The 26,342-nt window shown below is 69.4% G+C and carries 24 protein-coding genes and 2 pseudogenes; 14 read left to right on the forward strand and 12 right to left on the reverse strand.

Features of this window, described 5'->3' with window-relative positions:
* Positions 1-70 precede the first annotated feature (70 nt).
* Entirely contained in the window at positions 71-394 is a 324-nt protein-coding gene (locus ABT063_RS49245; protein ID WP_351068317.1) for a hypothetical protein, read from the reverse strand.
* 13 nt (positions 395-407) lie between these two features.
* Positions 408-578, reverse strand: a pseudogene (locus ABT063_RS49250) (IS256 family transposase); the annotation flags it as partial.
* Positions 579-753: 175 nt separating this feature from the next.
* Between ABT063_RS49250 and ABT063_RS49255 the strand changes: the two are divergent.
* Positions 754-1,305: a hypothetical protein gene (locus ABT063_RS49255; RefSeq protein ID WP_351068319.1), complete on the forward strand. Its 552-nt coding sequence runs from the start codon at positions 754-756 to the stop codon at positions 1,303-1,305.
* A gap of 232 nt (positions 1,306-1,537) precedes the next feature.
* On the opposite strand, the gene ABT063_RS49260 is transcribed toward ABT063_RS49255, so the two are convergent.
* Positions 1,538-2,146, reverse strand: coding sequence for a GNAT family N-acetyltransferase (locus ABT063_RS49260; protein WP_351068320.1), 609 nt, complete (start codon positions 2,144-2,146; stop codon positions 1,538-1,540).
* Positions 2,147-2,351: 205 nt separating this feature from the next.
* On the opposite strand from ABT063_RS49260, the gene ABT063_RS49265 reads away from it, so the two are divergent.
* Positions 2,352-3,248: a LysR family transcriptional regulator gene (locus tag ABT063_RS49265; RefSeq protein ID WP_351068322.1), complete on the forward strand. Its 897-nt coding sequence runs from the start codon at positions 2,352-2,354 to the stop codon at positions 3,246-3,248.
* 94 nt (positions 3,249-3,342) lie between these two features.
* On the opposite strand, the gene ABT063_RS49270 is transcribed toward ABT063_RS49265, so the two are convergent.
* From ABT063_RS49270 to ABT063_RS49280, 3 genes are all read right to left on the reverse strand, one after another.
* Positions 3,343-4,086: an SDR family oxidoreductase gene (locus ABT063_RS49270; protein ID WP_351068324.1), complete on the reverse strand. Its 744-nt coding sequence runs from the start codon at positions 4,084-4,086 to the stop codon at positions 3,343-3,345.
* Between the two features lie 98 nt (positions 4,087-4,184).
* Complete coding sequence (locus tag ABT063_RS49275) at positions 4,185-4,973, reverse strand: SDR family oxidoreductase (protein ID WP_351068327.1); 789 nt, start codon at positions 4,971-4,973, stop codon at positions 4,185-4,187.
* A 227-nt stretch (positions 4,974-5,200) separates the two neighbouring features.
* Complete coding sequence (locus tag ABT063_RS49280; protein ID WP_351068329.1) at positions 5,201-6,004, reverse strand: tyrosine-type recombinase/integrase; 804 nt, start codon at positions 6,002-6,004, stop codon at positions 5,201-5,203.
* Between ABT063_RS49280 and ABT063_RS49285 the strand changes: the two genes are divergently transcribed.
* Positions 5,984-6,712, forward strand: a complete 729-nt coding sequence (locus ABT063_RS49285; protein ID WP_351068332.1) for a hypothetical protein — start codon at positions 5,984-5,986, stop codon at positions 6,710-6,712. The two genes, ABT063_RS49280 and ABT063_RS49285, sit on opposite strands and share 21 nt — an antisense overlap.
* 292 nt (positions 6,713-7,004) lie before the next feature.
* Here ABT063_RS49285 and ABT063_RS49290 read toward each other — a convergent pair whose 3' ends face one another.
* The gene (locus tag ABT063_RS49290) at positions 7,005-7,439 is read right to left on the reverse strand and encodes a hypothetical protein (RefSeq protein WP_351068334.1); all 435 of its coding nucleotides are present in this window, start codon (positions 7,437-7,439) and stop codon (positions 7,005-7,007) included.
* A 295-nt stretch (positions 7,440-7,734) separates the two neighbouring features.
* Here ABT063_RS49290 and ABT063_RS49295 point away from each other — a divergent pair, with 295 nt between their 5' ends.
* Together ABT063_RS49295 and ABT063_RS49300 are read left to right on the forward strand one after the other, a co-directional pair.
* Positions 7,735-9,759, forward strand: coding sequence for a DEAD/DEAH box helicase (locus ABT063_RS49295; RefSeq protein WP_351068337.1), 2,025 nt, complete (start codon positions 7,735-7,737; stop codon positions 9,757-9,759).
* Complete coding sequence (locus tag ABT063_RS49300) at positions 9,749-10,234, forward strand: hypothetical protein (protein ID WP_351068339.1); 486 nt, start codon at positions 9,749-9,751, stop codon at positions 10,232-10,234. The genes ABT063_RS49295 and ABT063_RS49300 overlap by 11 nt, the downstream gene beginning before the upstream one ends.
* A gap of 448 nt (positions 10,235-10,682) precedes the next feature.
* On the opposite strand, the gene ABT063_RS49305 is transcribed toward ABT063_RS49300, so the two are convergent.
* Positions 10,683-12,734: a helix-turn-helix transcriptional regulator gene (locus tag ABT063_RS49305; protein ID WP_351068341.1), complete on the reverse strand. Its 2,052-nt coding sequence runs from the start codon at positions 12,732-12,734 to the stop codon at positions 10,683-10,685.
* A gap of 122 nt (positions 12,735-12,856) precedes the next feature.
* On the opposite strand from ABT063_RS49305, the gene ABT063_RS49310 reads away from it, so the two are divergent.
* Both ABT063_RS49310 and ABT063_RS49315 read left to right on the forward strand, forming a co-directional pair.
* Entirely contained in the window at positions 12,857-13,054 is a 198-nt protein-coding gene (locus tag ABT063_RS49310; RefSeq protein WP_351068343.1) for a hypothetical protein, read from the forward strand.
* 161 nt (positions 13,055-13,215) lie between these two features.
* Positions 13,216-13,518, forward strand: coding sequence for a type II toxin-antitoxin system TacA family antitoxin (locus ABT063_RS49315; protein ID WP_351068346.1), 303 nt, complete (start codon positions 13,216-13,218; stop codon positions 13,516-13,518).
* A 388-nt stretch (positions 13,519-13,906) separates the two neighbouring features.
* On the opposite strand, the gene ABT063_RS49320 is transcribed toward ABT063_RS49315, so the two are convergent.
* The gene (locus ABT063_RS49320) at positions 13,907-14,830 is read right to left on the reverse strand and encodes a PIN domain-containing protein (protein ID WP_351068349.1); all 924 of its coding nucleotides are present in this window, start codon (positions 14,828-14,830) and stop codon (positions 13,907-13,909) included.
* Between the two features lie 64 nt (positions 14,831-14,894).
* Between ABT063_RS49320 and ABT063_RS49325 the strand changes: the two are divergent.
* Positions 14,895-15,622 (forward strand): annotated as a pseudogene (locus ABT063_RS49325) (prepilin peptidase).
* Between the two features lie 230 nt (positions 15,623-15,852).
* Here the strand turns inward: ABT063_RS49325 and ABT063_RS49330 are convergent.
* Positions 15,853-17,169, reverse strand: a complete 1,317-nt coding sequence (locus ABT063_RS49330; protein ID WP_502991040.1) for an NsdA family TPR-like regulatory protein — start codon at positions 17,167-17,169, stop codon at positions 15,853-15,855.
* A 176-nt stretch (positions 17,170-17,345) separates the two neighbouring features.
* Entirely contained in the window at positions 17,346-18,776 is a 1,431-nt protein-coding gene (locus tag ABT063_RS49335; protein ID WP_351068354.1) for an NsdA family TPR-like regulatory protein, read from the reverse strand.
* Between the two features lie 391 nt (positions 18,777-19,167).
* Here ABT063_RS49335 and ABT063_RS49340 point away from each other — a divergent pair, with 391 nt between their 5' ends.
* From ABT063_RS49340 to ABT063_RS49365, 6 genes are all read left to right on the forward strand, one after another.
* Positions 19,168-19,854 (forward strand): PIG-L deacetylase family protein, encoded by a 687-nt coding sequence (locus ABT063_RS49340; protein WP_351068370.1) that lies wholly within the window; start codon positions 19,168-19,170, stop codon positions 19,852-19,854.
* Positions 19,855-19,969: 115 nt separating this feature from the next.
* Complete coding sequence (locus ABT063_RS49345) at positions 19,970-20,866, forward strand: 2-keto-4-pentenoate hydratase (RefSeq protein WP_351068356.1); 897 nt, start codon at positions 19,970-19,972, stop codon at positions 20,864-20,866.
* A 69-nt stretch (positions 20,867-20,935) separates the two neighbouring features.
* Positions 20,936-21,805, forward strand: a complete 870-nt coding sequence (locus tag ABT063_RS49350; protein WP_351068358.1) for an acetylating acetaldehyde dehydrogenase — start codon at positions 20,936-20,938, stop codon at positions 21,803-21,805.
* A 5-nt stretch (positions 21,806-21,810) separates the two neighbouring features.
* Positions 21,811-22,794 carry a 4-hydroxy-2-oxovalerate aldolase gene (gene dmpG, locus ABT063_RS49355; RefSeq protein ID WP_351068359.1) on the forward strand — a complete coding sequence of 328 codons (984 nt, stop codon included), beginning with the start codon at positions 21,811-21,813 and terminating at the stop codon, positions 22,792-22,794.
* 74 nt (positions 22,795-22,868) lie between these two features.
* Positions 22,869-24,026 (forward strand): tyrosine-type recombinase/integrase, encoded by a 1,158-nt coding sequence (locus ABT063_RS49360; RefSeq protein WP_351068362.1) that lies wholly within the window; start codon positions 22,869-22,871, stop codon positions 24,024-24,026.
* Positions 24,023-25,327 (forward strand): hypothetical protein, encoded by a 1,305-nt coding sequence (locus ABT063_RS49365; protein WP_351068364.1) that lies wholly within the window; start codon positions 24,023-24,025, stop codon positions 25,325-25,327. Before ABT063_RS49360 ends, ABT063_RS49365 begins: the two co-directional genes overlap by 4 nt.
* On the opposite strand, the gene ABT063_RS49370 is transcribed toward ABT063_RS49365, so the two are convergent.
* The coding region (locus ABT063_RS49370) for an ISL3 family transposase (RefSeq protein WP_351068367.1) at positions 25,263-26,342 on the reverse strand (1,080 nt) is incomplete at its 5' end. The genes ABT063_RS49365 and ABT063_RS49370 overlap by 65 nt on opposite strands.

Genomic DNA, 26,342 nt, shown 5'->3' on the forward strand with positions numbered 1-26,342 from the left:
AATGATCTCGACGCCGTCACCGCCGGGCTCACGCTCGAGCAATTGTCAAAAGCTGTGGATCAGTAGCTGTTCACATGGTCTCGTGGTTCAGGTGGATGAGCCCTTCGATGGAGCCCAGGCGGGCCTGCAGGGCGGGTTCCGCAACCGGCGTGGTGGTGAGCAACAACACCTGGGCCGCCGGGTGTTCTGGAGCGTAAAGGTCGTCTTCGCCGTCGTCGCCGGGGATCGGGTTGGGCTGGATCTCGATCCGTCCATTGGGGCTGCTGGCGAGGTGGTAGACGCCCCGGTAATCGCTGTCGCGCTCGGTGAAGACCAGCCCGAGGCAGTCACTGACGAGCCGGACCAGCTCGCCAACGGTGTGTGTGCTGGTGCCGTAGGTGTGGTGGTCGGTCATGGTGCACCAGACCCTATGCCGCGACGGTGGCGGGACGCTCGACCAGTTGGCCGCGTTCGAAGCGGGCCCCGGCACGAACAAGGGCGACGAGGTGGGGTGCGTTCACGGCCCGCCATCGCTGCTGGGCGGACTCGACGAGTTTGAAGACCATCGCCAGGGCGGCGGTGCGGGAGCCAGCACCGCGACTACCGCCAGGTCGCCGACGCAGACGGTCGGCTCGCTCCGCGCGCCCGACGCGGCCTGGCCAACCTCGCCCGCATCCGCGGCGACTTCCCCGCCGCGCTCGCCGCCGTTCCCACCCTGGGCTGGAAGGGCCGCCACCACCGCGTCCTGGGCCACATCCACTTCCCCACGGCGACATGGACCGTGCCATCGCCGCGTTCGACGCCGCACGGACCGAAGCCGAACAGCACAACGCCCCGGGCGAGCGGGCCATCGCCCAGACCCTCCTCTCCCTGGCCTGCGCCTTCACCGACCCGGCCCGCGCCGACGACGAACTCGCCCTCGCCCACCAGCTCCTCGGCCAGCTCGACCAGCGCGCCACCACCCTCCTCGCACAGGTCGCCGCCCTCGTACGCGACGCCGGCACCGACGACGTCACCGACCGCGCCACCGTGCTGCGCACCGAGATCACCGTCGCCGGGCTCGCCTGGCTCACCCCGCTCCTGGAGACCGCCCTCGCCTTCCACCACGCCGTACGCGGCGCACAGGACGACCTGACCGCCACCTTCGACCGTCTGCGCGAGGCAACCGCGAACGGCGACTTCACCTACTACATCCACATCGCAACTGCCATGGGCGACCTGTCCCAGCCCAGCGAGTCGGCCATACAGTGGCTCGACGATGAACCCACCGTCCGTGCCCGCTGGCGCTCCCTGGTCACCGCCCGCCAACACCACCTCGGATACTGACCGGGGTGAAACTGCCCCCAGGACAAGGCGACTTCCGCTCGCTGGAGCCGGCGGGCGTTCGCCGGCTCGGCGGCCGGGCGGGCCATTGGCGAGCGCAGTGCCGTTCTGTCGACACTGCGGGTCGGCCTATCGGCATCGATGAGGGGTTCTCAAGCCACTGAGCGATTCTCCTTCGGGACCGCGGTGGGGGCGGGCGCGTGGTCGGCGTGTCGGCCAATTGCACTACTGGTCATCAGCGTGAGCATGTGCCGACAAGCTCGCGCAGCGAGTACCCCGAGGCCTTGCGCAGCCGGGCGGCGACGACAGGCTCGATCCCGTACCGCGCGGCTTCCTCGGCGACCGCCGCCACCTCCTGATGGGTCACCGGGGTCTGGAACATCTGCCGCATCTTGTCGGCGGTCCCGGCCTTGATGGTATGGCTGGCCCCGTCCTTCCTGAGCGTCAGGGTTCCGTCGTCGTTGAGGACGGCCTCCGGCTCGCCGTCCGGCGGCACCAGAACCTCGGTGATCAACTTGATGGGTGTCCCGTCGGGCAAGTACGTATCGACGACCGCGACATCGGGGTGAAGCGCCTTCCACCCCTGCACGACGTGCGGGGCGGAAGGATGGTGGATGACCATGCCGAGCGGGTCGTAGATGACGATGCTCTCGCCCGGCTCCAGCACGGTGAATCCGGCCTGCCGGTAGTACGCCGTGAGGAAAGGGCTGCTCGTGGTGAAGGTGCCCATCATCAGCCGGTATCCGAGACCGCGATAGTGCGCGCTGGCCCTCTCGATCAGACGATGCCCCAGACGGCGGCCGCCGACCTCTGGCGCCACGGACAACGCCTCGATGTCCACCACCTGGTGCTTATCTGCACTTCACTCGAATGGGGTGGGGGTGGATGCCCAGCCCCCCCCCGCCGGATCCGGTGGGCCGATCCACCGCGGGCGACGCAACCTCCGTATGCTCGGTGGCGGACATGGAGTAAAGGCGCCGCCTCCCGCGTTATTGCGACGATGACAACGGGGTGGATCGCGGTCCACCGCAGGGAGGTGACGGGAGCCGATGAGCCTTCGCCAGTTCGAGTACGCCCTGGCCGTTGCCGAGGAGGGCTCGGTGACGGCGGCGGCGGAGCTGCTGCACGTTGCTCAACCGTCGGTGTCCCAGCAGATCCGTAGCCTGGAGCGGGAACTCGGCGTGGAACTGTTCGCCCGCACGCCGACCGGACTGGTGCCCACCGTGGTAGGCCGCGCGTTCCTGCGGGAGGCGGAGGTCGCGGTGAGCGCGTCGCGGCGGGCGAGGGCGACGGCGCGGGCCGGTGCCGATGAGCTGGTGGGCGAGCTGGTGGTCGCAGTGCAGATGGGCTTTGGCACGCGGCAGCTGCCTGGCGCGCTGGGCGCGCTGCGTCGCCGCTTCCCGCGGCTGGAGGTCACCGTCTTCGAGGAGCCGAGCTCCGCCGAACTGGAGCGGTTGTGCCGCCGGGGCGTGCTGGACCTCGCCCTGATGGCGGCGTGCGAGCGGAGCCCCGCCGACGCCCACCACCTCGGCGACGAGGACTTCGTCGTGGTGCTGGGCGCCGGGCACCGGCAGCTCGCCGCGGACCGGGTCGAGCTGCGCGCACTGGAGGGGGAGCCGTGGGTGAGGTTCGACCGCGACAGCGCGCTCGACGGCGTGCTGCTGAACGTGCTGCGGGACAACGATCTGCCCCCGACCACGGCTGCCCGCGTGTCCCAGACGGCGACGGCCGTGCGCTGGGCCGCCCACGGGCTGGGGGTGACGCTCGTCCCGGCCTCCGCGGTGCCCCACGGTCACGAGCACCTCGTTCGGCCGGTGTTCCCGGTCGTGTCCCAGCCCGTCATCGCCGTGGTCCGGCACGGCGCGGGCCCGGCGGAGACGGCCCTGCTCGAACTCCTGCGTCAGGAGACCTGGTCCGAGTCCGCTTCCTTCTCACCGGTGTCCTGACGGCCGAGAAGGAAGCAGGCGCCGCTGAATTCTTTTTGTCGAAACTGGCGTTCCGGAATGCCGTGCGAGCCCGTGGAAGAACGGTAGGACAAGCTCAGAGCTGGGTGGCGCCTCCGTCCACGGCGAACTCGGCGCCGGTGGTGTAAGTGGCATCGAAGGCGAGGAATGCGGCTGCCCTGGCGATCTCGTCGGGGGTGCCGAAACGCTGCATGGGATTGTCCGCGACCCGCTCCGCCTTAAACTGCTCGGCGGCCTCTTCGGTCATCGTATTGTCCAGAATTCCCGTGTCGATGGGACCGGGGCTGACCGCGTTGACACGAATTCCGCGCGGAAGCAGCTCGCGGGAGAGGCTGCGGGCCATCGAGCGCAGCGCCGCTTTGCCGGCCGCATAAACACTGGCCTCCAGCATGCCCATGACGTTCGCGACCGAGGTGGTGAGGACGACGCCGGCGCCTGTGCTCAGCAGCGGGGCGAGCTTCTGCACAGTGAAGTAGGCGCCCTTGACGTTGATCGCGAACAGCTCGTCGTACACCTCCTCGGTTGTCGACTCGAAGGGTGTGAGGGTTGCGATGCCGGCGTTGACGAATAGGGCCTCGATCGTGCCGAGTTCGCCCTTCACACGGTCAGCCAGAGCATCCAGTTCGGACAGTGAGGCCACATCGCCTCGGACGGCCACTGTGTTCTTGCCGAGCCGATCCCGCGCGGCGTCGAGCGTGGCCTGAGAACGACCGGTGATCAACACGCGCGCTCCGCCTTCAACCAGCAGCTTCGCCATCGCGAACCCCATGCCGCTGCCGCCACCCGTGATCACTATATTCTTGTCGCTGTACTTACCCATGCCAGGATTCCTTCGTTCTTTCTCTCACAACTCGGAGATGTGCCCCGGCGCAAGTCAATGATTGCTTTGTTCGAAACTGGCGTTTCGGAACGTCGGCGTCAGCCCATGGGGAATTCGCCGCCGTCCACGATGAGATTCCTCCCGGTCAGCCAGCTCGCCCGGTCGGACACGAGGAACAGCACCGCGTGGGCGATGTCGTCGGGCTGACCATCGCGCCCCAGCGGCGCGGTGTCGTTGGAGTTGGTCTCTGCCGGCGCCGCGTCCATGCGCGCGGATACCTCCGTCCACTGCTCCCGCGTTGCTTCGCCGCCGGGGGTGGCGGTTCTGCCGGGAGCCACGGTGTTGACCCGGATTCCGAACGGGGCCAGCTCCAAGGCCAGTCCCCGGCTGTAGTTCTCCAGCGCCGCCTTCGCCGTGGTGTAGTGCAGGAATGGTCCTACCGGGGTGAGGACCGCGGCCGAGGAGACGTGCACGATCATCCCCGAACGCCGTTCCCGCATCCCCGGTACCAGCAGCGAGTCCAGCCGCACCGACGCCAGGAAGTTCAGGTCCAGCGCGTCCTGCCACTCCTCGTCGGGGATGGCCAAGGCGCCTTCGTGAGGTCGCGCCCCACCCACGTTGTGGACCAGGATGTCCACCCCGCCGAGCACCTCCTGCGCGGCTGCGGCGAGCGTTTCCGCTCCAGCCCGTGTCCGCACGTCGGCCTCCACGAAGGTGGCCCCCTCCGGCACCGTGCTCGTCGCCGACCTGGCGGTCGTGAGCACCTCGGCTCCCGCGTCCAGGAGTTGGCGCACGACGGCAGCTCCGATTCCGCGAGAACCACCCGTGACAAGGGCCCGCTTTCCCGCGAGTTCTTGCGTTCCCGATCCGTTCTCGATTGTGGTCATGCCACCGGTCCTCTCGATTGCGTGTTTGTCCGCTCGACGGAAGAAGGATCGACGTGCGCAGAGCGCGAATCTTCGGAGAAATCGCGGTGAGCTCCTCGTCGAGCTGTTTCACGGTACGTTCGGAAAAGAACGAGAGGCAAAGACGAAATGTCAGCAGGGGCCATAGGGAATTCCTATGGCCCCCCGGCCCCCTCAGCCCTCCCGGCCCCACCGCGCCAACACACTCCTCACTGACCGTCCGTCTTCGCGCTGAGTCTGGGCAGCCCGAGATCGACGAGTGGGCGTCGTGTTCGGCGCTTGCTATCTTCCCGTTTGGCGCACAGGAGTTGGAGGGTTAGGTCGAGCCCTTCAATTTCACCGGCCCAGCCTTCGGCTTGGGCGCGGACTCTGCGGGTGACGAGGTCGGCTTCGAGGTCGTCGAGTCGGCTGATCATCTTCGGGCTGACCTGGAGCATGGGACACCGGATGCAGGCGTGTTCGTGCTGACAGGGGGTGCCGTAGGGACGTCCGCATGAGCCGAGTTCGACCTTGCGTTTGTCGAAGTGCTCTTCGAACTCGTCCCACTCGTCGTTGGTGACGTCGCGGTATTCATGGTCGGGGCGGAGCTGGCGGCGTTCGTTGAGGTGGGCGAGGTAGTGGCGGAGGACGTCTTCGTCGAACACGGCGACGTAGCCGCGGGTGGTCTGGATGTTGAGGTGGCCGAGCAGCGTGGCGCCGATGTGGATGGGTAGTCCGCTGTTGACGGGCTCGGTGGTGAAGATGCGGCGGAAGTCGTGCGGGGTGAACTTGACCGAGCGGAACGCGGGATGGTGTTCAGCGAGGTCCTTGCAGCGTCGTGCGAGCATGTTCAGGACGGTCTGGGGACTGATCACGCTGCGGGTGGAGCCGATCTTGCGCTGGAACAGGAACGGCATCGGCGGGCTCCAGACCTTGTCGTGCGGGTCGAAGCGCCGCAGGATCGGGACCGGGCTGCCGTCGCGGGTGTGCCGTTGGATGACGGACGCGATGACGTGGAACAGTTCGGCGGACATCGGGATGACGCGCTCGCGGTCGGTCTTGGACGGGCTGATGACCAGGAGGGCGACCATCTCGCCGTTGTTGCGCTGGTAGTGGCGGATGCTGAGGGAGTCATGGGCCGCCGCAATCTCGTAGAGGCAGACTGGGAATGGTGGCTCCTGTGTCTCGGCGGTCTGGCACTGGAGGAATTGCGAATCGAACGCCAACTGATGCACCTCGGCTACGAAGTCGCCGGAGCCGGAACGATTGATCACTTGACCGACTCGCTATACCAGCTCAACGCCGAGATCGTGCTGACTCTGACCGATCCCGCCAGCTCCGATGTGGAGACACTGGCCAGTGCAGTCATGCAGTCTCAGGAATGGTTCTCCAAGCACCTCTCCTACTTCGCCGCCTTCCGGTCCGACCTGTCCGGCGCGGGGCTCATGGACTTGCCCGCCCACGCGAAGATGAACTGGGATGACTATGTCGGACCCACCTGGGAAGGACGGGTGGACCTGTACCAACAGGCACCAACGTCCGCGGAATCCATCAGCGATTCCGACTTGAACGGACTACTCCGGGAAGCGGGGCGACAAGAAGCAGCACTTCTCGGCATGATCGGGTTTCGATATACCTCGGAGCGAAACGGTTTCTCATTCCGTCGAGTAGTGAGCGACGACGCATGTGATGCAAGGGTGCAACGCGCCGTCACAGTGGCCAGGCTGCACGAGAACCTCTGAGGTCACACCGGCTCAAAGCCAGTACTGAGACACACGCAAGCTATGAAGAGAAGACATGGCGGACGCTGCACGGCTGTGCTGCCTCCGCCAGCTCGCAGATCGCCGCCCGTAGGGTCTCCACCTGCGCTTTTGTACGGCGAGGCCGTTTTATGGAGCTAGCGTCATAACTCGCCATGCTTCCAGTGAACTCCCGAGGCAGTGCCACCGTCACGGCATCGCGAACCCGCGTGTCTTTCAGCTGATCCCGGGCTACTTACCCCACGCGCCAGCCGAGGCCTGCAGACCCGTCTGATCAGGCGCTCGCTTCAGCGACAGCCGCGCGGAACTCCTGCGTCATCAGGGCCACCGAGCCGCCCTGGACGGGAGTGTCGCCCGGCTCTGCCGACACCCTGGACACCGCGGCGCTCATCCGCTCGTACCTCGCCGCCTCGACGACAGCGCGATACGCCTCGGGCAACTCCCGGGTGTCCTGAATGGCGACCATCGTGCCGAAACGGGTGCCGATCCACCCGACCGTCTCGACCTTCCAGTCGAGATGCCGGGCCGCCTTGCGCATCGCGGCCCTGATCAGTTCGACTCCGCCGAGCCCGACGGCCTCCTCGTCGTCCAGGTTCACCTGGTAGGAGCCACCGTAGCCGCCGGCCCCCTCGGGACAGGAACGGCGCAGCAACGGGACCAAGGCCTCGGCCATGGCCATGCAGCGCGCGTCCTTCGCATAGGAAGCCATCGACGTCATCGTAGAACCGCCCGGGCGCCACGGACCGCCGTTCGGCAGAGCGTTCACTCGAAGAGGACCGCTCGAGCGCGGCACAGCCAAGTCCCGTGCGGAGAGCGGCTTCCCGGCCGCCAAGGACGAGCAGTCCCTCGGTGCCAGCCGCGCGCCACCTTGCGTACCTGGAAACCCTGATCCCGGACCGGACGATGATCGACTTAGACCCCGTCGGCCCCGTGAGTCGGTAGAGAAATGGAGACGTCTGGGTGCGCGGCGAGCCGCCCGCGTGCGTTTGGGGAGGAGTGCCGGGATGGCGCTGGACTGGGACCGGATCGGTGCGGGGGACAGTGAGGCGATCCTGCGTCCCCGGGACATCTACGCAGGGCTGGCCAACCGCCCGTGGCCCTATCTGCGCCACGAGCAGGGCGAGGTGCTGGACGAGTGGTTCGACCACCGTAGGGATGACCGAGATGTCGTGATCAAGCAGAACACCGGCGGCGGCAAGACCGCCGTCGGTCTGCTGATCGCGCAGAGCACCCTGAACGAGGGCATCGGCAAAGCCGTGTACCTGGCCCCCGACAAGTACCTCGTGCGGCAGGTCCGCGAGGAGGCCGCGAAACTCAGCATCGCCACCACAGACGATCCGCAGGACCCGGCGTTCCTCGCCGCGCAGGCCGTGCTGGTGACGAACTACTACAAGCTGATCAACGGCAAGTCGGTGTTCGGCGTCGTCGGTGACGGACGCGAGCCGATCGATCTGGGAATTGTCGTCGGCGACGACGCGCACGCCGCCCTGGCGACGACGGAGGACCAGTTCCGGCTGCGGGTGCCCGCAGGTCACAAGGCATACCAGGACCTCCTGGACCTGTTCGCCGAGGACCTGCAGCACCAGTCGGCGAACGCGTGGGCGGAGCTCCAGGACAAGGACCCCACCGCGCTGGCGCCCATTCCGTTCTGGGCATGGGCGGACAAGAAGGCCCGGGTCATGGAGATCCTCCACCCCCACCGGTTCCACGACGACTTCAAGTTCGCCTGGCCGCTGATCGCCGAAGTGCTGCACCTGTGCACCGCGACGGCGACCACGAAGGCCGTGGAGATCCGGCCCTCGTGCCCGCCGATCGACCGCATCCCTTCGTTCGTACGCGCACGCCGCCGCGTCTACCTCACCGCGACACTCTCCGACGACAGCGCCCTCGTAACCGACCTCGACGCCGATTCCGCTCTCGTAGCCCGCCCCGTCACACCCGGCAGCGCGGCCGATCTCGGAGACCGGATGATCCTGGCGCCGGTCGCGCTCAACTCGGAACTCGACCCCGAGGCCGTACGGCTGCTGGCCCGCCAGTTCGCCAACGGAGACCGGGACGGCGACGGCGTCGCCGAGGACAAGCCGGTCAACGTCGTGGTCCTGGTGCCCAGCGAGAAGGCCGCGAAGGCCTGGGAGAACTACGCCGACCGCACCTACCGCGTCGGCGACCTCGCCGTCGGCGTCAAGGAACTGCAGGCCGGCTATGTCGGCGTGGTGGTCTTGGTCAACAAGTACGACGGCGTCGACCTGCCCGCAGAGGCCTGCCGCCTGCTGATCCTCGACGGGATCCCGCGTCCCCTGGACGGAGTGGAGCGGCGCGAGGCGGTCGCGCTGGCCGACAGCACGGTCCGCCTGGCCCGGGAGGTCCAGCGGATCGAGCAGGGCATGGGCCGCGGTGTACGCGACAGCGAGGACTACTGCGCCGTGCTGCTGCTCGGGGCCAACCTCGGCGTCGCCATCCACGAACCGCGTCACCTGAGCCTGTTCTCGCCCGCCACCCAGGCCCAGCTCAAGCTCAGCAGCGACATCGCATGGCAGATCAAGGGCGAGGGCCTGAACTCCGTGCGCCAGGCCCTGCGGGCCTGCCTCGGGCGGAGCCCCCAGTGGACCGAGCGCAGCCGCCGGGCGCTGGCCGAGGTGCGGTACGCCCCGCACGGGACCGTTCGGCCGGAGGCCGTCGCTCTGCGCGAAGCGTTCGACCTGGCAGCAACAGGACGGACCACCGCGGCCGCCGACCGCCTCCAGCGGACCGCGGACGACCTCGACGACCAGGCCCTGCGGGGCTGGCTGCAGGAACAGAAGGCCGCCTACCTGCACATGTCGGATCCCGTCGCCGCCCAGCAGGTGCTGGCCCGCGCGCTGGACGAGAACCAGTTCGTCCTGAAGCCCGCGGGCGGCGTGGAGCCGACCCAGATCAAGGCGGCCACCGTGCAAGCCCGCGAGGCCGCGCAGTTCCTGTCCGCCGAGTACGGCGACGGCGTCAACCTGGTCCTCGGCGAAGGCACTGCTGGAAGAAGTGGTGTGGGGTGATGAGGACCGCGCCGACGATGCCGAACGGGCCTGGGAGCGCCTGGGTCGGCACCTCGGGTTCGTGAGCACCCGGCCGGAGAAGCTGTACGGCACGGGCCCGGACAACCTGTGGGCACTCTCGGTCGCACGGCAGGCCGTGATCGAGCTGAAGACCGGCTGCGTGACCGACACGATCGCCAAGAAGGACGCGGACCAGCTCGGCGGCAGCATCCGCTGGCTCAACAAGAACAACCCCGAGGTCAAGGCCCTGCCCGTCATGGTGCACCCCAGCCGCGTCTGCGACGCCAAGGCCACCCCGCAACCGGGGATGCGCGTGGTGACACCGGCCAAGTACGACCTCCTGAAGCAGGCGGTCGTCCAGTACGCCCTCGCGCTCGCCAGTGACCTGGGCCGACACCTACTCCGAGGCCGCCCGCACCAGCACGTGACCATCACGCACCCCGACCAGGTCGACACCAACTGGTACGTTCGCTGAAGACTTGAAGGGGCACCCGCCGTCGACCGGCCGCTGCCCCTCTCTTCTTGCCCGAACGCTGTCGGCAGGGAGCGAGGCCGCTGGTGTTATCTGGGGTGTCTGCGAGGCGTCAGGCATGTGAGGATCATGCTCGTCCGATGTACGTGCCTCACGGATATCTGCTCGTTGTTCAGGCAAGTTGGGCATGTAAGTGACGTCCGACGTCCCGACCTCGTTTCGGCCGTAACGAGGTCGCATGCGAGCGTGGCCCCTCGTCGGGGACTTCGGCGGTCCGGTCGAACCGGGGTTGGGTCACCGTGAGTACGTACGCGGCATTCGGGCTTCGTTGACACACGCATCTACCGGAAGTGTTTCGGTCGAAGCGCATTCCTCGGTCATGACAACAGGACATTCCTTACTTGCCTTCACCCGCGATCAGCTGCCTGAATGCGGGCCGGTAGCACGTGGATCATTGCCATGGGGGCGTCGGCGTACCGTCCGGATCCAGGCCGTACGGCCACAGCCTTTTGAGCGCCTTCACGTGGAGGTACAGGGCGTCGGTGTTGCCGTAGTCGGCGGCCTGTCGGTAGAGGGTTTTGGCGCCCTCCCGGTCCCCGCTCCTCTCCCGCATCCAGGCCAGGCGGACCAGGGCCTCGGTGCTGCCGTGATCGGCGGCCTGCACGGCCAGGGCCTCGGCGCCCTCCCAGTCCCCGGCCTCCCCCCGCATCAGGGCCAGGCAGGCCAGGGCGTAGGTGTTGCCGTGGTCGGCGGCCTGCCGGGCCAGGGTTTCGCCCTCCCAGTTCCCGGCCGTCTTCCGCCACAGGGCCTGGCGGACCAGGGCGTGGGTGTTGCCGTGGGCGGCGGCCTGCCGGGCCAGGGCCTCGGCGGCCTCCCGGTCCCTGGCCTCCGCCCGCATCTCGGCCAGGCGGACCAGGGCGTGGGTGTTGCCGTGGTCGGCGGCCTGCCGGGCCAGGGCCTCGGCGGCCTCCCGGTCCCCGACCCTCTCCGCCAACAGGGCCTGGCGGACCAGGGCGTGGGTGTTGCCGTGGTTGGCGGCGCGGAGGTGGTGGGCCCATTGCAGGCGGTGCCGGCCTTTGGCTGCGCGGGTGAGGTTGTCCAGGTCGTCGGGGCGGGTGAGGTGGGTGTGGGAGGCGTGCGAGAAGGAGGCGGGCGGGCACAGGTGTCGGCGGGTGGTGCGGCCGTATTGGTCGAGGTAGTCGGCAAGGCGGAACACCGGCCCCGCCGACGGCGGTGAGGGGGCGTCGGCAGGTGTGGAGGGGCCGGGTGGGCGCCTTTGGGGGCGGGGGGTGACCCGGCTCAAGGGAGCCTGTTTCCCGTGGACCTGTTTGGCGAGTTCGGCGTAGGCCCTTTCTGCCCAGTCGTCGGTGAGCTGGTTCCAGTCGGTGTCGTGGAGATAGTCGGGGGCGGCGTCGGTGAGAAAGGCCTGCGGCAGGTGCAGGCCGACGCCGAGGCGGCGGGCGTCAATTGCCGCTTCCAGGAGTGCTTTGGCGGCCGGGCTGCCGGTGTGGTAGCGCTCCAGGAGCGCGGGGCCTCCGGCGAGGTCTTGCGTGAGGCGTCCGTCGGCGCGGGCGCGGGTGAGGGCGTCGGCCAGTAGCCGGTCACCGCCCTCGGCCAATGCAGTTGCCGCGGCCAGGGCGCGGGAGTCGAAGGCGTCGGGGACGCTCACGGTACGGCCGGCGAGCAGTTCCCGAACCCGGCTGTGCGGATCTGGCGCGCTGGGGGTGGGCAGGGCGGTGTACTGCTTGAAGTAGTCGGGCCAGAGCGTGCCCAGGACGAGGACCGGCCCGCGCTGCGGGCTGGTCAGCAGGTGGTGCACGGCCGCAGCGATCCGCTCACCGGCCGTCAGGTCGCCGAGATAGTGGTGGGCCTCGTTCAGCCAGACCACCGTGTGTGGGCCGACACGGTGCAGATCCTCCAGCGCGGCCTCCGCCCGGGTGGGGTCGAAGGGATGCCAGAGCCGCCACCCCTGCTCCGCCAGCGGCTGCACGGCCTCCCAGCACGCCCGCGTCTTCCCCGTCGAGGACTCACCCACCAGGACCAGCAGCCGGCTGTGGCCCTGTTGAGCCTCTCGCACTACCTCCGCCAGGATCAGGTCGTGCTCGCGGGGCACATAGCTGGGCAGTAACTGCTGCCCTGGCAAGCCGGAACCGTCCTGGGTGGTACCGGCCGGATGGACCTCCAGCCCGTGCGGATCCCACTGCCCGATCGGCCGGCCGGGCCCCGGCCGTTCACCGTTCCCGCCACCGGCCGCGACCCGCTGCAGCGCCAGCAGCTCCTCCACCGGCCGCAGTCTCAGCGCGCTTGCCAACGCCGTCAACGTCTGTGCCGACGGCACCGGCCCGTCAGCCTGGAACGCCAGCTGCACCGTCGTACGACCCAGCCCTGTCCGAGCGGCGAGATCCGTCTTCTTCAGCCCGGCCCTGGCCAGCCCGCCCTCCAACCTCCTGCGCAGTTCCGATAGAGCCGAGTCCGGAGTGTGACCGGTCCGTTCGTCGTGCACGTGCTCGCCCCCCGTTGGTGATGTGTTCGCCGGTGTTCATCTTCGACCCGGCGCACCATGGCGCACACCGATTCCGAGACCTTCGTCCACGTCAACACCCCACCGCTGGACGGGAGTCTGCCGTGAACGTCGCCGTCGTCCTCCTCACCACCACACTCGTGATCGTCGTCGCGGTGCTGGCCGCCGTCGGCGCGGGCAAGCTCGCCCGCATGGACGGCGCCACCTACCCCGCCGCTCTCACCCGCGCCGCCGTCACCTTCGCCGCTGTCGTCACCCTTGCCGCCACCGTGGCCGGCACCTTCGCCACCATCCTCACCTGACCGCCACGCGGTGGCCCAGCCACCTACCGGGTGGGGTAGTGGCCCAGCCACTACCCCACCCGACTGCGCTCAACTACTTGCCATACATGCCTGAAAGCCGCAGACCTACGCTGACCTGCGCAAGGGCCCAGAAGCACTAGATAACGGCGACCGTCGCTCGTATGGACCAGAACGGATCCCAGGTACCGCCCTTCGACCCGGAGGAGTACGCGTGCGTCGCGGCAGCCGCCGACATCGTCGGCAAGTCCCCCCAAGACTTCGTCCGCGAAGCGGCGCTCAAGGCTGCCGAGGACCCGTTCCTCAAGGCCCTCGGCCGGACCTGCGACCGCGTCCCGCAGCTCGCCGAGGTCTTCGCTACCCAGGACACCCACGCCGCCGACACCAGCACGGCCGCGTGGCCCGACCCCGCGCCCATGGGCAGCCGCGACCTGCACGAGTCCCAGCGGCACGGTCACGCCGCGTGACCCGGTTCCTCACCCCGCAAGAGCTCCTGCAGATCGCGCAGACCCTCCCAGGCGACCCGGCCTGTCTCGACCTGGGCGTGCTCGACGGCGCCTGCGCCCGAGTCCAGGCCCACTACATGAGCCGCGACGTGTACGCGAGCGACTGGCTCAAGGCCGCGGCCATGCTGGAGAGCATCGCGCTGCACGAGCCGCTGGAGGCGAAGAACGAGTTCTTCCGCCTGGCTGGTCGCCGAGACGTACCTCAACACCAACGGCGTCACGCTGGACTACGAGCCGGAGGAAGCCCTCGCGCTCGTCATGCGCGCCAAGCACAAGGGCGCCCGCGTTCAGGAGATCGCCGCGCAGCTGCGCGCCTGGTCCACCGGCTGAGGCCGGCCGGGCCCCGGGGCTACCCGTTCTCGTCGTCGGGCACGTCGAACGTGATGGTCTGCTCGTTGGCCGCCTTCTCTGCCGCACCCAGCCGCTCGATCTTGTACTTCTCGTCCAGGACGCGGGCCTTCAGCCCCCAGGACAGAGCGCGAGCCCGCATCCCGTTGTCCCCGGTGACCACCGTGACCTGTGCCGGGGCTATGGCCTGCTGGAGATAGCAGGCGCGCGCGACGATCTCATCGTCGTTGTTCGGCAGCCGCACATGCCCGGGCTCGTCCAGTAGGACATCGACGACGGTGTCCTCATTCACCACCGCGTGGCCGTCGGTTTCGATCTGGGCCAGGGTCTGCTCCAGGAGTGTGAAGACGGCGCGCGCTCGTTTCCGGACGCCGGTGTCGTGGGTGTCGTACGACTTCTTGTCGATCTCGTCGATCACGACGTGCGGGATCATCACGGACGTGCCGCGGCCGAAGAGCCGCTGCCACGGGATCTTGTCGAAGCGCATGTAGTGCAACAGGTCGTTGGTGTCCAGCACCACCGTCCGCACTCGGTGGCGGGTGAAGCGCTCCTGTGCCCGGCGCAGTTCGTTGGTCAACTCCATGAAGTAGCTGCGCAGTTCCTGCAGCTCGGTGTTCATCAGAACCGTGAGGCGGTCGGCGGTGAACTGACCGTGCATGATCGCGTTGTACCGCTCGCCCCGCAGCCGCGCCGCCACCGACCGGTCAGCGAACGCGTCCAGCAACTCGTTCCCGGCCTGCAGCGTCCACTCGTCGTACATGCGCCGCACCCGCGCGATGGCATCCCAGTGTTCCTGGGGCATACCGGGCACCGCGTTGCCGACCACATGCGGCACGGAGTTCTGGACGTTGTTGAGCCCCTGGTCGGTCAGGCGCTCCACCAGCGCGATCGCCTCAGCGCACGTCGTTCCGGGCCTCAACAACATGCACGCGCTCCTCACGGTACGGGCCGTCCGCAACACCGGACGGGCTGAGCATAGGCTCCGTTCGGTGGAGACGTTCTGGATCACCGCGGCGGCGGTCCTGTGGGGTGCCGGCACAGGCCTGCTCATACCGCGCGCCGCGTACCGGCTGTCCGTGCCGCACAATGAGCCGTGGCGGACAGTGTGTCCTGCCGGACACCCTTCGTCGGCGCCGGGAACGGATGGCTCGGGCGGGCCCGCTGCGCCGACGGGGACAGGTACGGCCCGAGCACGCCCACCATCGCCGTCGTCGTGGCCGTGATCTGCGCCGTGCTGGCGGCCGCCACCGGAGCCCGCCCCGAGCTGGTGGTCTGGCTGCTGCTCACCCCCGTCAGCGTGCTACTCGCTGTCGTCGACTTCGCGGCGCACCGGCTGCCCGACGTGCTCACCCTGCCACTCGCCGTGGCCGCGCTCGTGCTGCTCGGCGGTGCCGCATTGCTGCCCGATGCCAGCGGCAGCTGGACATCCGCGCTGCTCGGCTCCCTCATCCTGGGAGCCTGCTACTTCGTGCTCTTCCTCCTCAGCAAGGGCTTCGGATTCGGCGATGTGAAACTCGCCCTCGTCCTGGGTGCCGTTTTGGGATGGTACGGCTGGCCCATCATCCTGATCGGAACCTTCGCCGGGTACCTGCTCGGCGCGCTGTACGGCATCGCCCTCATCCTCGCGGGCCGGGCCGGCCGGACGACCAGGATCCCCTTCGGCCCGTTCCTGATCGCCGGAGCGTTCGTTGGAGTACTGGGCTCCCAGCTCTCCTGATCGGCCCCGCGGTGGGTGGCAGGCCTGGAGTCCGCCCCGGCTTGGGACGTGCCCGCGGCCATCGGCCGGCTCGGCCTAGTGCCTGGTCGAGCACTGGCTCTGCCGGACGCCGGCCTTGTACGCGCCAGCGTATTGACCAGCCCGTGCTGAGTAACATAACGGATCGCCGCCCTGCTGCCGGCCTGAAGACCTTGATGCGCTTGGGGTGCCGTGCGCCGGTGCGCGGGGCACTATCCGGCGGCGAGCTGGAGGAGTTCCGGTACGCCCTGGGCGCGGGCGTAGGGCTGGAAGCGGGGGAGAAGGTCGTCGACGAGCTTCACGCAGCGGGGTGCTCCGGTGCGACGGGCCAGAAGCAGGGACTGGGTGGCAGCGGCCGCGGCGGGCTCGGGTTCCTTCAGATCGATGTAGCTGGCGGCGCGGTAGGCGAGGAACACGCCGCGGGTCTTGGTCCGGGCGGCGGGCAGAAGGCGTTCGCCTTCGGTGATGAGCTGGTGGGCGCGGGCGGTGTCGCCCAGATTGAGGAGGGCCTGGCCGGAGTCCACGGCGAGATCGGCCTCGGACACCCACTCGCACCAGGCGGGCCGGTCGGTGCCGGCGTCGTTGAGGTGTTTCTCGGCCGCGGCGAGGGCGCGCAGCACGGCGCGTCGTTCGCTTCGGTCGCCTCGTGCGGCGAGGGTGCGGGCGAGGCGTAGTTGGAGCAGGCAGCGGGCGGCGGGGTTGTGGGCGCGGGTCAGGGCGTGGTTGAGGATGCTGGCCGCAATGGCGTGATCGTCGCGCCAGGCGGCCTGGTAGGCGAGGTCGCCTAGGAGGCCGGCGCCCATGTCGTGGTCGCCTGCGGCGTGGGCGTTGTGCAGGCCGGCGATCCAGCTCTGACTGGCGTGGGTATGGCGCCCTTGGTCGAAGCTGTGCCAGGCGACGGTCTGGGACAGGGAAGCCGCCAGCGTGTGCAGACGCAGCCCGAGGGCGGGTGTGTAGCGGCCGTGTTCGAGCAGTTCAGTCACCGTGGACAGGTGGGCATCCAGCAGTGTGGCGGTGTGCTGCCGCTGCTCGGTGGCGATATCGGCGAGTTGCTGGACGGTGCTCTCTAAGAAGGCGACGAAGTCCTCGCCGATCGGTTTGCCATCGCGGGCTTGGGCGAGCGCGGTAGCCGGGCTGACAGCCCAGTCCGCGGCCAGCGCGGACAGGGCGGCGCCGGAAACGGTGAGGAAGGTGCGGCGTTCCATGGCTGTTCGCAGGGCCTCTCTGAGGGCGGGCACTGAGCTGTTCGGCCCGAGCGGGATGACGCCGTCGGCGGTGAGCGGCAGCCAGGCCGGCCAGTCCTCGGGGCGGACGATGTCTGCGGGCAGGCCGAAGGCTTCAGCGAGGTAGACCTGTGATTCGCCGTTGGGCTCTACACCGCGTTCCCACTTGCGGACCCGGGCCTTGTCGGTGCCCGAGCGCAGCCCCCTGCGGTGGGCGGCGGCCTGGACGCCGGCGGCGAGGGCGTCCTGCGTCATGCCGCGGGATGTGCGCGCGACGGCCAGTGGGTGGCGAGCGGTCTCTTCCACACCTTCATGCAATCACCCACCGCGCATGGCCGGTGACTGCTTCGCGGTGTGGGACTCCCAGGGGACTCCCTTTCAAGCCACGGACCCCGCTTCGAAGTTCGCGGTGCGTCTGCCGGATCGCGCCGGAGGCGGAGGCGTTGCCCTTGTTGGGGAGCGGTTGGCCGCTCCGGGGCGGGTCAGGATGAGGCGGTGCCGTAGGCGTCGACGGGCGGCGGGAGAACACGCAGCCGGTCGTGGAGGTCTTCGACGTGGCCGCCGGGACGGGTGGCGAGCAGTTTGTCCAGGCTGTGTAGGCGGGCGCGGGCGGTGGAGCGCAGGCGGCTGGACGGAACCCGGTCGAGCACATCCAGGCCTCGTTGGGCCGCGTCGGACGGCTGGGCAGAGGCTTCCGCTTGGGCCAGAACGAGGGTGGCGGCCGCCCATCCCGGGGTGCCGGTCGTGCAGGCGGCCGCAGAGGCCTCGGCACGAGAGCGTGCCTGATCGGTGCGTCCGATCGCGAGGTGGGCCTCGGCCTGGTGCAGCGCGAGCTCGGCTGCGTCGAACCCGAACCGGCCCGGCGCCTCGCCAGCAGGGTCGGCTTCGAGGTGGGTCAGAGCTTCCTGGAGGGCGGCGTCCGCTTCCCGGTCGCGGCCCTGGCGGGCGAGCGTGGGCAGCAGGGCCCAGGCGTGCAGTTGGGCGGACACGAGACCGCGGGGAGCTGCGGCGCTACCGCGTTCGGCGTAGGCGAGGGCGGCGGGGAGATGGCCGGTGGCGCGGGCGACCATGCTCAGTGCCCCGTACGCCCAGGCGGCCAGGGCTGCGTCACCGCACCGGTCCGCGTAAGCCACGGCGGTGCCGAGATGGGCGCGGGCGCCGGAGGGATCATCGAGGTGGAAGGCGAGGTTGCCCAGGAGAGCCGACAGGCGGCCGACTTGCCGCCGCATTTCGGTGCTCGCCTCGCCCGACGCGAGGACCGGGGCCAGCAGGGCGCGGGTGGCGCGGACCTCGGTGAACAGCACCGGCACCGGATGCCGGGAGTAGTTGTGGGCGTAGTGCTCGGCTGCGGCCTCGGCCAGCTCCTCCACCAGGGTGCTGCCGACCGGTTCGGCCAGCAACGCCAGCTGGAGGGACTCCCGGACCGACGGAAGTCCCGCATCGGTGGTCATCTGCTCCGCCCCTTCCTGCCGGTTGGACCGGGCGACGTCGGCGTCTTGGCGACCGTACCCGATCACCTCCGTCGTCCACGCGGACAACTGCCGTACACGCCCGACCTGGTGAAGGCCGAGTTGCTCGGGCCGGGCGCGGTAGACCCGGCACAGCATCACCGCGTAGTCGGCCCCGGGCCACTCGTCGGGGTCGTGTTCCCACCGGCACAGCATCGACTCCGATAAGCCCGGAGGCATCAGGCCGTCCGCCCGGTAGAGCTCACCGATCTGGGTGACAGTGTCGGCCCGGGACCAGCCCAGAGCGAAGCGCCACGCCTCCAGTTCGGAGACTTCTGGGAATGCTGCGCGCAGGGCCGCGACGGTTTGTTCGGTGCGGTAGCCGTCACGCTGGCACCGCATTCTGATCCGGGCGGCTTCCCGCACGATGGCGGCGCGGCGCGAGCGGGTGATTGAGGCGGCCATGGCACCCCCGGTCAAGCAGTCCTGGAAGTCCTCACGGTAGCCGAGCGTGCGCCCACTCGGGCAGGGCGAATGCGCTCATTGCGGCGGGCCGCAATCCGCGCCCCCAACAGGCGCAATGACCTCTCACGCCGTCTGAGTGACGCTGTCGAAAGCGGCTCTTCGCTCCAGGGAGGGGGACTCCCGGGGGACTGCCTGACACACATCGACGCTTCGAACGTGTGAGCCCATCCTCGGGTGAGTGGCCGCTGCCGCACACGGGCCGGGCACCGCACCGCCTGCGGGCGTCCCGGGCCACGTATGTACGGGGCTGCCAGCAGGTGAGCCACAAGCGACGGCCGGCTCCGACCGGCCGTCACCACTCCTTCGTGAGGTGAGGTAGTTGACTCAAGTCGTGGTCTTCGCACCGCATCCGGACGACGAAACGCTCGGCTGCGGGGGGAGCATCGCCCATCACACCGAAATGGGCCGGTGCGTGAGCATCGTTTTCCTGACCTCGGGAGAACAGGGTGTGGCCGGTACCGTCCCTCAACTGGCCGGTGAGATCAGGGAGCGTGAAGCCGAGGCTGCGGCAGGCAAGCTGGGAGTGCCGCCTGGCAACGTCCACTTCCTCAGGTTCCCGGACGGCGGACTCGACCCGATGGACCGCGCGCAGTTCCTGCGCGTTCTGGGCATAGTGCGCCAGCTCCGCCCCGAGGTGGTCTACCTGCCGCACGCGGCGGACGGCGCTCATGACCACCAGCAGGCGTTCCGGCTCGTCTGGCGCGGCCTGGAGAAGTGCGCGAGCCGCAGCTACCCGCAGGCCGGACGCCGGCACTGGGTGGGGACCGTTCTGGGTTACGAGGTCTGGTCTGCGATCGGCGCCCCGTCCTTCCTCCAGCACATCGCGCCGGCCCATATCGAGGCGAAGCGCGCTGCACTGTCCTGCTACTCCACGCAGGTCAAGGGGGAGGGGGAGGCGGACTACGCGGGCGAGGGAGGAATCGCGCTCGCCCGGTTCCGCGGGGCCATGAGCTTCGGTGGCCACCGCGAAGCCTTCACCGTGCTACGGCTCGCCGACCTGCCCTGGCAAGCAGCCTGACCGGCTTCCCGCCCGCGCTCCGCTCGGCGCCCGTCGCCGTATCCGGTGGTGGTGCGCCGGGCGGAACCGCCCCTGAACCTGACGATCACGTCGTGTCCGACAGAGAGGCACACGCATGAAGATCTCCGAACCTTCCGTCCCCGGCCCTGCCGGGAACGGTGCCGCAGGGGCCGACGGCAGTTGGCCACCGCTGCTGGGCGCGTTGCATGTCTTCACCTCGCCCGGCCGGCTGCAGGGCGACTGGCTGGCCGCTGCCGCAGCCGAGTTGTCGGCGGCCGAACGCTCCCGCACGCCGGTTACGCATCTCACCCGGCGCCATCCCGGCCTGACGCTGGCCCAGGCCTACCGGATCCAGTGGACCAACGTGTACCAGCGCGTGGTCGACGGTGCCCGAATCGCCGGGCACAAGGTCGGGCTGACCTCACTGGCCATGCAGCAGCAGATCGGGGTGGACCAGCCCGACTCCGGTGTCCTGCTGGACGACATGATCCTGGCCACCGGCAGCACCCTCAGCCTTGACGGCCTGCTGATGCCCCGCATCGAAGCGGAGATAGCCTTCCGGCTCGGCCGGGACCTGCGCGGCCCGGACATCGAGGCGTCCGAAGTCCACGCGGCGGTAGACCAGGTGCTCCTCGCGCTGGAAGTGATCGACACCCGCTACGGCGACTGGCGGATGACGCTGGAGGACAGCGTGGCGGACAACGCGGCCGCAGCCCGAGCCGTCCTGGGGACGAGCGTCGCGCTGAGCCCCGGTCTCGCCCTCGCGTCCGAACAGGTCAGCCTGCGCGTGGACGGAGACACCGTGGCGACGGCGCCCGGAGGGGCTGTCCTGGGCAACCCGCTCAACGCCGTTGCCTGGCTGGTCCGCCAGCTGAGCAACTACGGCGGCGGGCTGCGCACCGGCGACCTGGTCCTGGCGGGGGCCGTACACGCCAGCCTCCCTATCCGGGCAGGTAGCGAGATCGAGGCCTCCTCACCCCACCTGCCCCCCGTGCGCGTCGGGGCCGTGTGAGCGCCGACGCGGCGCAGCTGAAGCCGGCCTTCGCGCTTCATCTATCCCCTTCTCCGAGAAACGGTGGCCATGCACACCAACCAACGCCTCAACGTCGCCGTACTGGGCGCCGGTTTGATCGGCCTCGACCTGGTGCAGAGGGTCCAGCAGTCGCCGTACCTGGCCTGCCGACTTGTCGTCGGGCGTGACAGCAGGGCCCTGGGCCTGCGCCGGGCGGCCGAACTGGGCTGCGCGACCTCCGCAGGCGGGGCGGCGGCGCTGATCGACGCCGGCCCGTTCGATGTTGTCTTCGACGCCTCGTCGGCGGCCGCTCACCACGAGCACTGGGCCGAGCTCTCGGCCACCGGGGCGCTGCTGGTCGACCTCACACCCAGCAGTATCGGCACCCAGGTGGTGCCCACCGTGAATGGGCCCGATGCTCTGACCTGCCGCCACATCAACCTGATCAGCTGCGGCGGTCAAGCGTCCATCCCCCTCCTGCACGCCATCGCCCAGCACTGCAAGGCCCACTACACCGAGCTGGTCACCACCGTGGCCAGCCCCACCGCAGGACGGGCGACCCGCCTCAACCTGGACGAATACATCGACACCACCCAGAACGCCCTGCGCGCGTTCACCGGTGCCGAGACCGCCAAAGTGCTGGTCAACATCAGCCCGGCCGAGCCGCCGCCACCCTTCCGGGTCTCCATGACGGTCCTCGCATCCGGCCTGGACCACCGACGCGTCCGGGCAGCCGTCCAGGCCGCGGCAAAGAAGGTGCAGACGAGCACCCCGGGATTCGAGATCACCTCCTGCACCGTCACCGAGGGGAAGGCCACGGTTGCTGCTGAGGTGACCGCCGAGGGAGCCCGACTGCCCCGCCACGCAGGAAACCTCCACATCATCAACGCCGCCGCCGTGCTCCTGGCGGAGCAGCGCGCCACCTCGAAAGCCCGGTGAGACCCATGACATCCACGACCGACAACGCCCGCCAGGTGCTGATCTACGACCCGACCCTGCGTGACGGCCACCACGCCGTGCGCCACCAGCTCGAGGCCGACCGGCTCCGCGCCTACGCGGCCGCCGCCGACGCGGCACACATCCCTCTGGTCGAGATCGGCCACGGCAACGGCCTGGGCGCATCATCCCTGCAGATCGGCCGGGCCCGGCTGAGCGACGACGAGATGCTCAGCACGGTCCGCGAAGCCCTCACCCGCACCAAGATGGGTGTCTTCATAGTCCCGGGCTGGGGAACCTCCGCGGACCTGCGCAACGCCGCCTCCCACGGCGCGGACTTAGCCAGGATCGGCGCGCACTGCACCGAGGCCGACGTCACCGAACGACACCTGAACCTGCTGCGGGAACTCGGCGTCGAGGCACAGGGCGTGCTGCTCATGAGCCATATGGCCACCCCCGCCCAACTCGCCGAACAGTGCGCCCTGATGGCCAGCTGGGGGGCACAGGCGGTCGGCATCATGGACTCCGCCGGCCACTACCTCCCAGCTGACGTGACCGAGCGCATCAGCGCCATCACCGCGGCAGTCGACGTGCCCGTGATCTTCCACGGGCACAACAACCTCGGCATGGCCGTCGCCAACTCGGTCGCCGCCGTCACCGCAGGCGCCACCGTCATCGACGGCTGCGCACGGGGCTTCGGCGCCGGCGCAGGGAACACCCAGCTGGAAGTCCTGGTCGCGGTCCTGGAACGGCTGGGCTACCGCACCGGCATCTGCTTCAAGAGCCTGTTGCACGCTGCGGACATCGCGCAGGAGTTGCTGATGCCGGCCCCGCCGACCATCGACTCGGTGAGCCTGGTCAGCGGTCTGGCGGGCGTGTTCTCCGGATTCAAACGCCCCGTTCTGTTTACCGACCTGCCTGGGAACCTCCGCGTCACCCATCTGGGTCGCCTGATCAGCTGTCCCGGGCGCGTTAACCGACCGCGCCCGTAGTCTCCGGCACGTACTCAAAGACCTTGGGCGGGCGGGAAATGGCGCGACCGGCGTTGGTGGTGGGGGACCTCCGTGTGCAGGTTCTGATGCGTGCGGGCGGGGGCCGCTCCTACACGATCCTGTGTGCCGACGGGTCCGTCCATGACGAGGCTGATGACTTCCTCCGGTTGTACGAGGGGTCGGGAACGCAGAAGACGTACGCCTACTCCCTGGTGGACCACCTGCGGTGGTGCCGCCGGGAGAAGTTGACGGCCGAGAAGGCGACGTTGCGGGACCTCCTGCGCTACATGGGGGCCGTGGGGGCGCAAGTGCCGATGCCGTGGGGGCAGCCTTGGCGCCTTCCGCCGAAGCGTCCGTACGGTGCGTCGGCTCTCCAGGTCGCCGCGGCCTGCCTGAGGGGCTTCTACCTGCATGTCTGTACGAGCAACGGCGTGAACGCTGAGCTGCGGTCGGCGCTGGCGGTGGAGCGCCTGCCGACGAAGGCGGACCGCAGCCGGGCCTTCCTGGGGCACGTGGCGAAGTCGATGCCCGCCAACCCGCTCGCGCCAACCGGCCGGCCGACGCGCCGGCATCCGAAGATGCTGCCGGACGGCGCCCGGCCGAGTCTGCTGGAGTGCGTGAACACAGCGCGGGACGCCATGGTGGTGCAGTGGCTGTCGGACACCGCCGTGCGCATCGGTGGTCTGACCGGCTTGCACCTGGTCGACCTGCACCTGAGGCAGAACGCGGCCTGCGGAGAGTGCCGGGACCCGCACTTGCACGTCTGCCACCGGTGGGGCAACCAGAACCGTGCGGCGGCGAAGATCAAGCCCGACTGGCAGATGGTCGACGGCGTGATCACCGGGGGCGAGATCTACCGGGCAAGCCCGGCGATGATCAGCCGCTACTTCACCTACATGACGACGGAGTACACTCGTTTCGCGGCAGGGCACGGCATGCTGCTGATCCAGCTGAGCGGGCCGCGGCGCGGCGAGCCGTGGTCGGCCGACGCGGCGCGCGGGGTGCTGCGCCGGGCCGGACGCCGGGCGGGGCTGCCGGGGCGCATCAAGCCCCAAGCGTTCCGGCATCAGCTGACCAACGACGTGCTGGACGTGTCGGGCGATCCGATGGTGGCCAAGGCCGTCGGTAACTGGGCCTCGGCGCGCATGGTGGATGAGGTCTACGGGCATCCCGACCTCCACTCCCCGGAGTTCTCCGCGGCCTTGGAGACCGTGTGGGGTGAGGCGGAGTGAGCGCCCCGGTTCTGGCCCTGGCGCCGGACACGACCGCCGGGACGCGCACCACGACGGACCGGCTGGAGCTTCTCCAGACCCTGATCGCCGGGCCGCCCTTCGACCCCGTGCTACGAGGCGACGTCATCCGGGTCCCGCACGATCACCCGGTGTACGGCTGGCTGTGTGGGGTGCCGGACTGCGAGCGCAGCCGGGATACTTGGCGGGACTACTGCTGCGGCCACGCCGCGCAGTGGAGCCGGTTCCAGCGGGAGGGCCGCGACATCGTCGCCTTCTTGAACGAGGCCGTGCCGCTCAAGCCCCGCGGTGGACGCCACCTCGGCAACTGCCTGTTCTGCCCCGACGTGCCGGCCTATAGCGGCAACTCGCTGTGCTTCCTGCACTCCGCTGCCCTCGTGAAGTGGAGCGCGTGCCAGCGCCGGAACAGCCGGTCGGACGACTACGAACTCTGGGCCGGTCGGCAAGAGTCGTTTCCCCCGCTCGGTGAGTGCCTGGTGCCCTCCTGCTCGGAGGGAGCGGGCCACTACATCGGCCTGTGTCCGTACCACTTCCTGCGCTACATCCGGGAGGGCCGGCCGGGAAACGCACGAGCGGTCCACCAGCGTGCCCGCCGCGGCGTGCCCGCGATGTTCACGGTGACCTACGCCGACGAAGCTGCCTTCCGCTGCTGGTGCGCAGAGGCCACGCCGGCCGGACGCACGGACGGGGTGCTGTCGCTGCGGGGTCTGCGGCCGCTGGCCCGGGCCGAGTTCAAGTGGGTGCTGCACCGGCATGCCCAGGGCCCCGCCGAAGGGGCACGCTGGCCGATCAGTGTCGTGCAGCGTCTGGTCACCGAGTGCCAGCGACAGCAGATCAACTCCCTGGCCGACCTGGACCTCGACGGCACTCCTCAGCACCCGCGGACCATGGCCCGGGCCATGCTGCACCACCTGCGGCTCGTCTACTTCAGCCGCCAGGACACCAAGGAGGCCGGCTACTTGGAGACGGACCACTACGGCATCCGACTGCGTGGCCACCTCAGCTACTTCGATCTCACGTTGGTCAGCCAGCGCTGGCTGCGCGACATGCTGTGGGACTGGATGGACATGCGGCTGACCACCGACCCACCCCGGGGCAAGACCGCCTTCACCCGGCCGCGACGCGGGTGCGTCGAGCTGCGCGTTAGCGGCGTTGTGCGGTGGCTATGTCGGTCTCACCTGGGCTCTGGCAGCGATCACGGGGAGCCGTCACGGGCGGTCACTGAAGCAGGACCATCTTCCGGAGTAGTTCGAATTCGGCACGTCCGTACAGCTGTCTTTTGATCTTTTTGATGCGGTTCACGGCGCCCTCGGTGCCGCCCGAGCTCCAGCGGAGCGTGAGCCCGGCGGTGACGGCGTCGAGATCATTGGTGAGGCCGCGGGCGAAGCCGGTCAGGCCGGGCAGGTCCGCCGCGAGGGTCTCGTCGATCCAGGTGGGCAACAGGACGCCGGTCTGCCGGGTGAGCATGTCCCCGAAGTCGCGGACGAGTTGGTGGGCGGCGGTCAGCTCGGGGCAGCCGTCCAGGACCGCCTTGAGCTGGTGGTGTTCGTCCTCGGTGAGGGTGCTCGGGCGGCGGGTGAGCCAGCCGGTGACCTGCCGCGTGTTCGGCGGCGCCGGCGGTGGCTGCGGGGTCCGGCGAGGCTGGTGAAGACGGTGGACGGCCCAGTCCCGCAGGGTGGAGTAGCTGCCGTGCCAGCCGCGTTCGGCGAGTTCGCGATGCAGGGCCACAAGCGAGATGCGCCCCTGGGTCTCGGCGATGCGCTGGCTGAGGTAGGCGTGGTGGACATCGAGGCTGCTGCCGCGGCGATGGCGTCCCGGAGAGACCTGCTGCCAGTGCTCGGCACGGGCGTACCGCTGCACGGTGTGACGGCCCCAGCCCAGGTGGCGGGCGATGGCCCGGATTCCCATGCCCTGCTCCAGCAGCCCGTGGACCAGGGCGTGATGAGCCTGCAACCGCGCGGCGAGGCGCCCGTCGCCGTGCGACGTCGCGGGTTGCGACGAGGCCTGTGGAGGCACCGGCGGAGCCGGTGCCGACGATGGACGCAGGCAGGCGCGATGCGCGGCGACGCACTTCTCGACGGCCTGACCGAGGTTCATCCACAGGTGAAAGCGATCAGCCACCTGCTGGGCGCCGGGCGCCCCGGCAGTGGTGCCTTCGGCGTAGGCGCCGGCCCGGTCACGACACACGACCTCGACGCCGGGGTGGGCGAGCAGCCAGGTCGTCAACGGTGCGGTGTCCCGGGTGGGCAGCACGTCGACGACGCGGTGCGTCTCCCCGTCGGTCAGCACGGTGGCGTA

The organism is Streptomyces sp. NPDC002838, assembly GCF_040295365.1.
Lineage (GTDB): Bacteria > Actinomycetota > Actinomycetes > Streptomycetales > Streptomycetaceae > Streptomyces.